Consider the following 10,651-nt stretch of genomic DNA (forward strand, 5'->3'; position numbering starts at 1 on the left):
CGGGAGGAAGGGAGGGAAGATAGGGGAGTCCTCCCCCCCCCCCCCCCCTTCGCCCCCCCCCCCCCCCCCCCCCCCCCCCCCCCCCCCCCCCCCCCCCCCCCCCCCCGCCACCCCCGCGCACCGTCATGTCCCGCTCGTCGTGGCCGAGTTGGTGCCCCCCCCACCCTGGTGGCCCGGGATAAGGGCGCGGAGGATGTCCGTATGCGGATGACGAACGCGGACCGGCCGACGAGCATCACGGGCGAGGACGTCGGGCCGACCGCCCGGCTGCTGGCCCGGGCCTTCGGCGACGACCCGATGATGTGCTGGTTCTTCCCCGAGGAGGCCGCCCGACCGGCCGCGCTGGTCGGCTACTTCGACATACTGCTCACCCGGCAGTACCTGCCGTACGGGGTGTGCGAGCGCACCGGGCACGCGGCCGCGATCTGGGTCGGGCCGGAGGCCCAGGAGAAGGCCGTGCCGGACGAGGGGGCGATCCGGGAACTGGCCGCGCTGCTCGGCGACCGGGCCGGCTGGTTCCGGGAGTGCGTGGCGGCGGCCGCCGCGACCGCGCCGCAGGAGGCGCACTGGTACCTGGCGCTGCTCGGCACCGACCCGGCCGCCCAGGGCCGCGGCCAGGGCGCTGCACTGCTGCGCGCCGGCCTGGCCCGGGCGGACGCCGCGGGCCTGCCGGTCCACCTGGAGTCCTCCAAGCGGGAGAACCTCGCCGTCTACCGGCACTTCGGCTTCGAGGTGCTGGAGGAGGTCCGGCTGCCGGCCGACGGCCCGACCCTCTGGACGATGCGGCGCGCGCCGGGCGCCTAGGACAGGTACTGGAGGCCTTTCCCCGCACTCGGTGTCCGACCTCGCTGCGGGGCACCTGTCGGGCTCGGCCTGCCCGCGCAGCCGTCCGCCACGATGGTGGAGTCGGTGGGGTCAGTCCTGGGGCGGCCGGGCGATGCGCAGCCCGGCCCGGCCGAGTTGTCCGGCGATGTCCGCGAGGTACCGCTCGGCGTCGGCCACCGTTCCGATCCCGGCGGCCCGCCGGCGGATCCGGTCGTGCCCCTGCGGGTGCAGGCGCGCTTCCTGGATCGCGGCCGTCTCGACGAACCCGCGCAGCGTCGCCGTGACGGGCCGGCCGGGATCGGCCGGGCCGGTGGCCTCCGCCTTCCAGGACACACCCGACTCGGCCGGGTCGGGCAGGGTGCGGGGCGCCTCGCGCGGGGCGTCGGCGGAGAGCAGGTGGAGGAAGTCGTTCGCCCGGGCGTCGCGGTCGGTGAGCGGGGCCAGTCCGAACAGTCGCTCGACGGTGGCGAGCAGCGAGCCGTGGTCGTACTGGGTGTGGTCGATCAGGTTGCAGTTCCGCCCGCCCGTGCCGCCGGGTGCGGCGGCCGGGACCCACGGGGAGACGACGACGGCGGGCACCCGGACGCCGAGCCGGTCGAAGCGGAAGCCGTGGGCACTGTGCTCCGGGTCGGTGCGGTCGCCCGGCGGGACGGCGGTGGGTGGCGGCACGTGGTCGTAGAAGCCGCCGTGCTCGTCGTAGGTGATGACGAGCAGGCTGGACTCCCAGAGCGGTGAGCGCCGCAGCCCCTCGTAGACGGACTTGATCAGCGCCTCGCCGTCGGTCACGTCGCCGAGCGGGTGCTGGCTGTTGCCGCAGCGGAAGTCACCGCCGTGGGTGAGGACGTGGCCGTAGTTCGGTTCGATGAAGGTGTAGGCGGCCGGGTACGCGGGGTCCTGGAGGTGTTCCGTCAGGTCGTCGAGGTGGTGGTAGTGCTCCAGCGTCGTCAGCAGGTCCATCCCGGCGAGCGCGCTGACCTGGGGGAGCGCGTCGCCGGCGTAGACGCGCCACGGGAGGCCCTTGCCGTCCAGGGCTTCGTAGAGCGTCCCGCGTTCGAACGTGTAGCCGCTCAGCCGCGACCGGACGGTGTCGACCGGGTCGGGGCTGTGGTCGAGGCCGGCGGAGCTCGCCGCGTGCAGGAAGAAGCGGTTGGGCCAGGTCGGCCCGGGCAGGGCGGAGAACCAGCGGTCGCAGACGGCGAACTCGCGGGCCAGGGTGCTGAGGACGGGGAGCTGTTCGGCGGTGAAGCAGGCCATGACGGCGCCGGGGTCGGCGAGGGCCTCGGCGTTCTGCTTCACCGTCGCCTCGTTGACGTAGTTGTCGACGAAGCCGTCCAGGGTGATCGGCGGGTAGGTGCCGTCGTAGGCGCACCGGTCGTCGTGCGGACGGCCGGTGATGGCGGTCGAGGCGAGCTGGAGCTGGACGTCGCAGAACTCGTGCGGCGGGTCGACGGGCAGGGCGAAGGGCGCGCCGATCCGGACGGGGTAGTCCTTGCCCGCGTGGTGGTTGCCCGCGCGGGTGTCGGGGCCGTCGACGGTGGTCGGCGCGCCGGTCACCGCGTCCGTGCCGACGCCGTGGCGGCGGCTGCCGGCGGCCACCGTGCCGGTCGACACCCCCAGCATGTGGTCGAACGAGCGGTTCTCCAGGACGAGGACGAAGACGTGCCGGATCCGCCCCTGGGGTGCCGGCGCCCGGCCGGCCCGCAGCCCGGCGAGCCAGGCGTGCCACTCCTCCCGCTCGTGGGTGATCGCCTGCCGGATGCGTTCGATGGGGTCCATGCGCTCACCCCAGCAGTAGTGGTGACGGACCGTCAAAGACCCACGCCGGTGGGTGGTCGGTCAGTCCTCGGTGGGGAGTTCGGCCGGGACGGCGATCACGTCGACCAGGGCCCCGCCGCGCAGGGCGGTGAGCGGCAGCGGGCGGCCGATGGCGTCCGCGAGCATCAGCCGCTGGAGGGCCTGGGCGCTGCCCATGGGTTCGGCGGCGGCGGTGATCAGCAGGTCGCCCTCGAGCAGGCCGGAGTGCGCGGCCGGGGAGTCGGGGACCACCTCGACGATCCGCAGGCCGGTGCGCTGCCCGGTGCGCTCGCGCATTGCGGGCGGCAGCGGGGCCGGGACCCCGGCCAGGCCCAGGTAGGCGCGGCGGATCCGGCCGTCGGCGAGCAGGGCGGCGATGATCCGCCGGCTGGTGGCGTTGATCGGCACCGCCAGGCCCAGCCCGTTCCCGGCCACCGCCGTGGTGATGCCGACCACCTCGCCGTCGGCGGTGGTGAGCGCGCCGCCGGAGTTGCCGGGGTTGAGCGCGGCGTCGGTCTGGATCACGTCGTCGATGATCCGTACGGCGCTGCCGGCCCGGGCGGGCAGCGAGCGGCCGAGCGCGCTGACCACGCCCGCGGTGACCGTCCCGGCCAGGCCGAGCGGGTTGCCGACGGCGACGACCAGCTGCCCGACCCGCAGCGCGGTGGCCTCGCCGAGCGCCACCGGCGAGGGGGTCGGGCCGTCGGCGCGCAGTACCGCGAGGTCGGAGAGCGGGTCGGCGCCGATGGTGTGGAAGGGCGCGGTGGTGCCGTCGGCGAAGGCCAGCGTGCCGGCGTCGGCGTGGCCGACGACGTGGGCGTTGGTGAGCAGGAAGCCGTCCTCGGTGAAGACCACGGCCGAGCCGAGCGCGGTGCTGAACCAGCCGTCCCGGCCGCGCCGGGGGACGTGCAGGGCCGCGACCCGCGGCGTCACGGCGGCGGCCACGGAGGTGACGATCCGCGAGTAGGCGTCCAGCGGTGCCTCCGCCCCGGGCGCGCGCTCGGGGCCGGGGCCGGGGATGGTGTCGGCCATGGGTGCTCACCCCTTACGGAGGTCCGGGTCCACCCGGTAGCAACAACGGAGCGTCGCCGAGGCTTCCGCCGACGGGCTCAGTGCGCGAACGGCGGCTCGAAGCAGCCGGTCTCGGGGTACGGGCCGCTCGTCCGCACCTGGTAGTTGGTCGGCTGCACGAACCCGATGACGCAGGCGTCGGGGCGGACCCGGAGGCTGATCGAGGCGCCCTCGGGGGTGACGTAGCCCCGCTCGCTCGTGAAGCGCGGCTCGCCCGGCCGCACGGTGAGCGCGCCGACGGCCTGCGTGGTGTTCGGCCTGGCGTCCTCCGACGGGTACCCGAGCCGGAGCAGTGCGGTGCGCACGCTCGCCGGGTCCCAGGTGCCGGATTCCCAGAGCCCCTTGAGGACGGGCTCGATGCGGTTGGCCTCCCGGCGGGCCTCCTGCTCGGCGGCGGGGGACAGGTCGCGCGCGATCCGGGAGCCGTTGTTCTCTCGGTAGTGCGGCGCGCCGTCGCCGGCCCCGGGTTCCGCGTACGGTGTGGCGCTCGGGACGTCCGTGCTGGTCGGGGTGGTCGGCGCGGCCGCCGTCGGCTGGGTGGCGCGCTGTGTGCCGCAGGCGGTCAGGGCGAGGACGGCGGCCAGCACGGCGACGGCGGTGAGGCGCCCGGGCCGTCGCTGCACCGGGCTGGGTATGACGATCACAGGAATGACTTTCTCATGGGCGGGAAAGATCGCCTTCGGTGCGGCGGTGCCCGGCTCCGCGCCCGGGTCGATCCTGACGCCTTCCTGATGCGCGGGAAAATTGCAAAAGACGAGCAAAGTGGGCGTATCGTTCAGGCAAAGCCGCATCCGTGGGAGGGGCCCGATGGAGACGACCGAGCTGGAGACGACCGAGCTGGAGTCGAACCGGCAAGCGCAGGGCGGAACGGGCGCCGACGGAACGGGCGGTGCCGACGGGCCGGACGGCGGCCCCGCCGCCCTGCTGCGCCCGACCCGGGAGGCGCTGCTCGCCCGCCGCGCCCACCGCGCCCCGCGCTGGAAGCGGCTGCTGTCGCCGGGGTCGGCCGGGCGGTCGGCCTGGATCCGGCTGGAGGCAGACGCCCAGGCCGAGCGCCTCGGCCGCCGCACGCCCGGCACCGAGCACGTCCTGCTGGCCCTCCTCGCGCTCCACGAAGTGGCGAGGCAGGAGCCGGAGTTGGCGCCGGAGGCGAACGCCGGTGAGCTGCTCGCCGGGCTCGGCCTCGACCACGCCCGGGCACACGCAGCCCTCGACGCCGGACAGGTGACGCTGCCCGCCGACCCGCGCTCGGTCGAGGCCTACCTGTCCGGCGGCGCGGCGGACGGCGGCGCCGAGCCGCTGCTGAGGGTGCTGCTGGCGGAGGACACCCGGGCCCGGCGCCTGGTCGAGGCCCTGCGATCATGAGAGCCGCTCCGCGCCGATGAGGGCCGACGGGCGATGAGAGAGGAAGGACCCCCGATGCACGTCACGCTCGCCGAGGAGCTGGTGCTGCTCTCGCTGGACGACCGGACCGGCGCACCGAAGGAGGGCGCGAGCACCGCCTGGGCCGCCACCGGTGGCCTGCTCGCCGAACTGGTGCTGGCCGGACGCGTCGAGGTGGCCGACGGCCGGCTCACCGTGGTCGACCGCACCCCGACCGGTGACCCGCTGCTGGACGGCCGGCTGGAACGCCTCGACGAGTGGATCGGCGGGCGGCGCCCGGGCCGGGCCAAGGCCGCGGACTGGCTCACCAAGGACCGGGCCACCGTGCTCCGGGACACCGAACTGCGGCTCTGCGACCGCGGCCTGGTCACCGAGGAGCGGCGCCGCGTCCTCGGCATCTTCCCGGTCCGGCTCTACCCGGAGGCGGACGGCAGCGTGGAGCGCGCGCTGCGCGAGCGCCTGACGGCCGTCGTCCTGGACGGCGCCGAGCCGGAGCTGCGCACCGCCGCGCTGATCGCCCTGCTGCACTCGGCCAGGCTGCACCGGCTGGCCTTCCCCGACCTGCCGCGCAAGCAGGTCGAGCCGCGCTTCGCCGAGATCGCCGCGGGCGACTGGGCGGGCGACTCCGTCCGCGAGGCGATCCGGAACATGCAGGTCACCATGGCCGCCGTGATCGCCGCGACGGCGGCCGCGACCACCGCTGCGGCGACGGCCTGAGGCCCGGGGGCCCGTGCACGTCGGACGGGCCGGCGGGCCGGTGGCGGGGGCTCACAGCACGGCGGCACCGAGGGTGATCGAGGCCAGCACCATCAGCAGCCCCAGGGCGACGAAGCCGTACTCCAGCCGCACCCGCTCCCGCCCGTCCACCAGCACCTGCCGGGGGTCCGCCGGGTCGTAGCGCACCGGGACGTAGCCGCCGTCGGGCATGGGGTGGCGGGCGGTGGACGGGACGGGCGAGAACACCTCGACCACCCGGCCGTCCGCGGTCTCGAACTGGAGCAGCGGCCGCGGCGGCAGCGCCCGGTCCTCCGGGGTCGCGACGCGGGACCGCACCAGCGCCGGGACCGGCACCCCGACCCGGCGCAGCCGGCGCAGTTCGCGCAGCCCGACCACTCCGGCGAGGTAGGCGACCACACCGCCCAACGCCCCGAACACCACCACGGCGAACCCGGCCGTCCCACCCACCGCGTGCCTCCCAGCCCGAAGTACCAGCCCCGAGACTTCCCCTCGGACCCCAGTATCGCCGAGTGCGGGCGGTCCTGACGCTCAGCAGCGGCTCGGTCCACTGCGGGCGCCGGCCCGCGGTCGGAGTACCGTGGAAAGCGTCTCGGGTGCGGCGGACCTGGTGAGCGGAGGCGCCGGTGGCGCGTGAGCGGATCTCCCCGGCCGATGACTCGTGGCAGAGCCCGATCGGGGCCGTCGGCAAGGTGACGGTGCCCATTCCGCTGGACGGTCCGGGCGAGGTGCTGGTGGCCCTGAGGGGCGGTTCGGAGGTGTTCGCGGCCTGGTGCTCGGAGCCGGTCGGCCGGGACGTCCGGGTGGTCGTGGTGGACGCGCTCTCGGCCCGCTCGGTCATCGTCGAGCTACTGCCGTCGTAGCCGCGCGTCACAGCCCCAACAGGTCAGGTGGCCCAACAGGTCAGGTGGTCGATCATGTTCTTCTGGCACGTTCCCGCGCCCAACGAGGCGATGCTGATATCCGGTTCCAAGCACCAGGCGCAGGACACCCAGTTCCGCATCGTCACCGGCCACGGCAGCCTGGTCCTGCCGGTCAAGCAGAAGGTCCGGATGCTCTCCCTGGCCCTTCGGGAGGCGGAGATCGCCGAGGACTGCGTCACTCAGCAGGGGATCCGGCTCACCGTGCGCGCGGTCTGCGTGTTCAAGGTCGGCGACGACGCCGTGTCGATCGCCAACGCCGCCCGTCGCTTCCTCTCGGAACAGGAGCAGATGGAGGAACTCGTCGGCCGGATCTTCGCCGGCCACCTGCGGTCGATCATCGGCGGGCTGACCGTGGAGCAGATCATCCGGGAACGCAGCAGGGTCGCCCAGGAGGTGATGGCGGGCAGCCACGGCGAGATGGAGAAGCTGGGCATCGTGGTCGACGCGCTGCAGATCCAGGAGATCGAGGACTCGACCGGCTACATCGACAACCTGGCCGCGCCGCACGTGGCGGCGGTCGCCAGCCAGGCCCGGATCGCCCAGGCCAAGGCCGACCAGGAGGCCACCGAACGGGAGCAGCAGGCGGCCGCCCTGAAAGCCGAGTACGAGCGCGACACCGCGATCAAGCGGGCCGGCTTCCTCGCCGAGACGGAGCAGTCCAGGGCGCGCGCCGCCCAGGCGGGCCCGCTCGCCGAGGCCCGGGCCTCCCAGGACGTCATCGAGGAGCAGACCGCCCTCGCCCAGCGCCGGGCCGCGCTGGCGGCGCAGCAGTTGGAGGCCGAGGTACGGCGCCCGGCGGACGCGGAGGCGTACCGGCAGCGGACGCTGGCCGAAGCCGCCCGGGACCGGGTGAAGTTCGAGGCGGACGGCAGCGCCTACAGCGAGCGGGCCCTCGCCCAGGCACAGGCGGACGCCAACACCGCCCGGGCCGAATCCCTGCGCGGCGGAAACCAGGAGCTCATCGCCGCCAACCGGATCGTGGAGAACCTCCCGCTCCTCGCGGACGCGGCCGCCCGGGGCATGTCCGGAGCCGAACTCACCGTCCTCAACGGCAGCGACGGCGTCAACCAGATGGCGGCCGGCATCGTCAGCCAGGGCCTGGCCATCCTGCACTCCCTCCAGCGTTCGACGGCCGTGGCCGCCGACGGCAAACCCACACCCCGCCGCCCCGCCGCCTAGATGTCCCCCAGCGGGACGTTCGGGTCGGCTAGCCGGTCCACGTCCACCGTCCGCCCCGAGCGCACCAGTTCGCGGATCGGGTCGGTGACGTCCCACACGTTGACGTTCATGCCGGCGAGCACCCGGCCCCCGGACAGCCAGAAGGCGATGAACTCCCGGGTGGCCGGGTCGCCCCGGAACACCACCCGGTCGTAGCCGTCGGGTTCGACGTAGCCGACGTACTCCAGGCCCACGTCGTACTGGTCCGAGAAGAAGTACGGGACCCGGTCGTAGACGGCGTCCGGCTGCCCCAGCAGGGCCCGGGCGGCGGTCTGCGGCTGGTTGAGGGCGTTGGCCCAGTGCTCGACCCGCAGGTGCCGGTCGAACAGCGGGTGGTAGGCGTTGGCGACGTCGCCGGCCGCGTAGACGTCCGGGTCCGAGGTGCGCAGGTGCTGGTCGGTCTTGATGCCGTTGTCCACCTCCAGCCCGGCGGCCTCGGCCAGCGCGGTGGCGGGGGAGATGCCGATGCCGACCACCACGGCGTCGGCCGCCAGCTCGGTGCCGTCGTCGAGCCGCACGCCGGTCACCGTGCCGTCGGCGCCGGTCAGTTCGGCGACCTGCACGCCGAAGCGCAGGTCCACGCCGTGGTCGCGGTGGAGGTCCGCGAAGACCTGGGCGACCTCGCGTCCGAGCACCCGCAGCAGCGGCAGCTCCATCGACTCCAGGACGGTGACCTCGGCGCCCGCCGCGCGGGCCGCGGCCGCCACCTCCAGGCCGATCCAGCCGGCGCCGACAACCGCGATCCGGGCGCCCGGCCGCAGTACGGCCTTGATCCGGTCGCTGTCCTCGACCCGGCGCAGATAGAGCACGCCGTCCTGGTCCGCGCCGGGCACCGGCAGCCGGCGCGGCACCGAGCCGGTGGTCAACAGCAGCTTGTGGTAGCCGATTTCGCCGTCGTCGGCGAGGGTCACGGTGCGGGCGGCCGGGTCGATCGCGACGACCGGGGTGCCGAGCCGCAGCGTGACGTCGTGCTCGGCGTACCACTGCGGCGGGTGGACGTGGATCTTCTCCCGGGCCTCCTTGCCGAGCAGGTAGCCCTTGGACAGCGGCGGGCGCTCGTACGGGCGCTCGTGCTCCTCGCCGATCAGCACGATGCCGCCCCGGTACCCGGCCCCGCGCAGGGCCTCGGCCGCCTTGGCGCCGCCCAGGGAGGCTCCGACGATCACGATCGGCCGTTCGCTGCCCGCCATTGCCCGACTCCTTGCTCTCCGTCGACGATCCGGGGTCAGCCTGCCGCCGAACGGGTGGTGTGTCGAGACCGCGCCGGGCGCGCCGCGCCGCGCTCGCCCGTACGGGTGAACGGGGGCCTCACGGCGTCGCCGCCTCCCTGACCAGCGCGGTGTCGGTGAACTGCTCGAAGCGGACGATCCGGCCGCCGCGCACGACGAAGTGGTGGGCGACCCGGACCGCGAGCGGTCGTCCGGTGGCCTTGTGGACGGCCGTGTAGCGGGCCAGCACCACCACGTTCTCGCCGTCCACCACGTACAGGTCGTCGTGTGCCGTCCAGTTGTCCCACTCGGCGGCCAGCCGCTCCATCACGTTGGCGGTGACGCCCTTCGGCGTGCGGTAGGTGCCGGCCAGCGGGAAGCCGGCCATCTCGGTCCACTCGACGTCGTCGGCGAGGGTGCTGCGCAACGCGGCCAGGTCGCCCCGGGCGGAGGCCAGGTACTGGCGGCGCACCACGTCGGCGGGGGAGGCGGACTCGGCGAAGCCGGCCACGTCCCTGGGGATCTCGATCACCGCGCGCTCACCCCCACACCATCTCGCCCATGGCGACCTTGGTGCCGATGTCGACGGCGATCCGCAGCCCGAGGTCCGGGAAGCGCCGCTCCAGCGCCTCCTTCGCGGCGGCGGCGTCCGCGGCCCGGCCCAGCTCGGTCTCGAAGGCCCGCAGGTAGGCGCGGGTGTGGTCGAGGGCGTTGAGGTCGGTGGGCGCGTCGGCGACCCGGTGGCCGGCCGCCAGCCAGGTCGGGCGGAGCGCCTCCATGCCGTCCAACAGGTCGATCCAGGCGGCCCGTTGGGCGGCGGTCGGGGTGTCGGCCGTCCACACGTGCAGGCCCTCGAAGAGCAGCACCCCGCCGAGCACCGCGCGGTGGTGGTGCTGCCACAGGTAGTGCCGGTCGGGGAGGTGGAAGTCGGCGCCGCGCAGTTCGAACCGGTGGCCCTCGAAGACGATCTCGTCCCCGGTCAGCACCTCCGGCCGGACCAGCCGGGTCGGCAGCTCGGGGCCCAGGTGCGACCAGGCGCGCAGCTTGTCCTCGTAGGTGTCCTGGATGTGCTGGACGGTCGAGGCGGTGGCCAGGAAGCGTGCGCGGGGGAAGGCGTCCTGGATCTCCTGGGCGCCGAAGTAGAAGTCCGGGTCGCCGTGGCTGACGAAGACGGTGGTCAGCCGCTTGCCGCTGGCGCGCACCCGCTCGACCAGCCGGCGCCCGTCGGAGCGGGTGAACCCGGCGTCCACCAGCAGGGCGTCGTTCGGCCCGGTGACCAGGACGGCGGTCTTGTTGAGCGAGCTGTCGGGGGCGTCGATGATCTCGAAGTCGAGAGCGCTCATGCGTACGGATCCTTCCTCGGGCCGGGCACGCCTCGTCGCCAGGATCCCTGCCGGGGAACCGGCGCGCATCCGGAGCGTCGACGGGTGCTGCCGATCGGGTGCTCTCCGCCCCGTGCTCGGGCGACACCCCGTGCGCGTCGTCCGTCGCCCG

12 protein-coding genes are annotated in these 10,651 nt (G+C 74.5%); 5 read left to right on the plus strand and 7 right to left on the minus strand.

Annotation, left to right across the window (positions count from 1 at the left end; all coding sequences use genetic code 11):
• Nucleotides 1-207: 207 nt before the first annotated feature.
• A complete protein-coding gene (locus ACZ4W5_RS08365) occupies nucleotides 208-804 on the plus strand; it encodes a GNAT family N-acetyltransferase (RefSeq protein WP_465653645.1) in 597 nt (198 codons plus the stop codon).
• A gap of 111 nt (nucleotides 805-915) precedes the next feature.
• On the opposite strand, the gene ACZ4W5_RS08370 is transcribed toward ACZ4W5_RS08365, so the two are convergent.
• The 3 genes from ACZ4W5_RS08370 to ACZ4W5_RS08380 all read right to left on the minus strand — a co-directional run bounded on the left by ACZ4W5_RS08370 (nucleotide 916) and on the right by ACZ4W5_RS08380 (nucleotide 4,334).
• Nucleotides 916-2,601 carry an alkaline phosphatase family protein gene (locus tag ACZ4W5_RS08370; protein WP_465653596.1) on the minus strand — a complete coding sequence of 562 codons (1,686 nt, stop codon included), beginning with the start codon at nucleotides 2,599-2,601 and terminating at the stop codon, nucleotides 916-918.
• Nucleotides 2,602-2,661: 60 nt separating this feature from the next.
• A complete protein-coding gene (locus tag ACZ4W5_RS08375; protein WP_465653597.1) occupies nucleotides 2,662-3,651 on the minus strand; it encodes a S1C family serine protease in 990 nt (329 codons plus the stop codon).
• 77 nt (nucleotides 3,652-3,728) lie between these two features.
• Nucleotides 3,729-4,334 carry a hypothetical protein gene (locus ACZ4W5_RS08380; protein ID WP_465653598.1) on the minus strand — a complete coding sequence of 202 codons (606 nt, stop codon included), beginning with the start codon at nucleotides 4,332-4,334 and terminating at the stop codon, nucleotides 3,729-3,731.
• A 163-nt stretch (nucleotides 4,335-4,497) separates the two neighbouring features.
• On the opposite strand from ACZ4W5_RS08380, the gene ACZ4W5_RS08385 reads away from it, so the two are divergent.
• On the plus strand, nucleotides 4,498-5,055 hold the full coding sequence (locus tag ACZ4W5_RS08385; RefSeq protein WP_360234285.1) for a hypothetical protein: 558 nt from the start codon (nucleotides 4,498-4,500) through the stop codon (nucleotides 5,053-5,055).
• A gap of 54 nt (nucleotides 5,056-5,109) precedes the next feature.
• Nucleotides 5,110-5,790 (plus strand): GOLPH3/VPS74 family protein, encoded by a 681-nt coding sequence (locus tag ACZ4W5_RS08390; RefSeq protein ID WP_360234282.1) that lies wholly within the window; start codon nucleotides 5,110-5,112, stop codon nucleotides 5,788-5,790.
• 51 nt (nucleotides 5,791-5,841) lie between these two features.
• On the opposite strand, the gene ACZ4W5_RS08395 is transcribed toward ACZ4W5_RS08390, so the two are convergent.
• Complete coding sequence (locus tag ACZ4W5_RS08395; protein WP_360234279.1) at nucleotides 5,842-6,258, minus strand: DUF3592 domain-containing protein; 417 nt, start codon at nucleotides 6,256-6,258, stop codon at nucleotides 5,842-5,844.
• A 176-nt stretch (nucleotides 6,259-6,434) separates the two neighbouring features.
• Between ACZ4W5_RS08395 and ACZ4W5_RS08400 the strand changes: the two genes are divergently transcribed.
• Entirely contained in the window at nucleotides 6,435-6,671 is a 237-nt protein-coding gene (locus ACZ4W5_RS08400; RefSeq protein WP_465653599.1) for a hypothetical protein, read from the plus strand.
• A 54-nt stretch (nucleotides 6,672-6,725) separates the two neighbouring features.
• A complete protein-coding gene (locus tag ACZ4W5_RS08405; protein WP_465653600.1) occupies nucleotides 6,726-7,910 on the plus strand; it encodes an SPFH domain-containing protein in 1,185 nt (394 codons plus the stop codon).
• On the opposite strand, the gene ACZ4W5_RS08410 is transcribed toward ACZ4W5_RS08405, so the two are convergent.
• The 3 genes from ACZ4W5_RS08410 to ACZ4W5_RS08420 all read right to left on the minus strand — a co-directional run bounded on the left by ACZ4W5_RS08410 (nucleotide 7,907) and on the right by ACZ4W5_RS08420 (nucleotide 10,500).
• Nucleotides 7,907-9,139, minus strand: coding sequence for an NAD(P)/FAD-dependent oxidoreductase (locus ACZ4W5_RS08410; RefSeq protein ID WP_465653601.1), 1,233 nt, complete (start codon nucleotides 9,137-9,139; stop codon nucleotides 7,907-7,909). The two genes, ACZ4W5_RS08405 and ACZ4W5_RS08410, sit on opposite strands and share 4 nt — an antisense overlap.
• A gap of 118 nt (nucleotides 9,140-9,257) precedes the next feature.
• Nucleotides 9,258-9,689: a nuclear transport factor 2 family protein gene (locus ACZ4W5_RS08415; RefSeq protein WP_465653602.1), complete on the minus strand. Its 432-nt coding sequence runs from the start codon at nucleotides 9,687-9,689 to the stop codon at nucleotides 9,258-9,260.
• Between the two features lie 7 nt (nucleotides 9,690-9,696).
• Nucleotides 9,697-10,500 carry an MBL fold metallo-hydrolase gene (locus ACZ4W5_RS08420; protein WP_465653603.1) on the minus strand — a complete coding sequence of 268 codons (804 nt, stop codon included), beginning with the start codon at nucleotides 10,498-10,500 and terminating at the stop codon, nucleotides 9,697-9,699.
• Nucleotides 10,501-10,651: the final 151 nt, after the last annotated feature.

The sequence above is a fragment of the Kitasatospora sp. NPDC029367 genome (genome assembly GCF_055569135.1).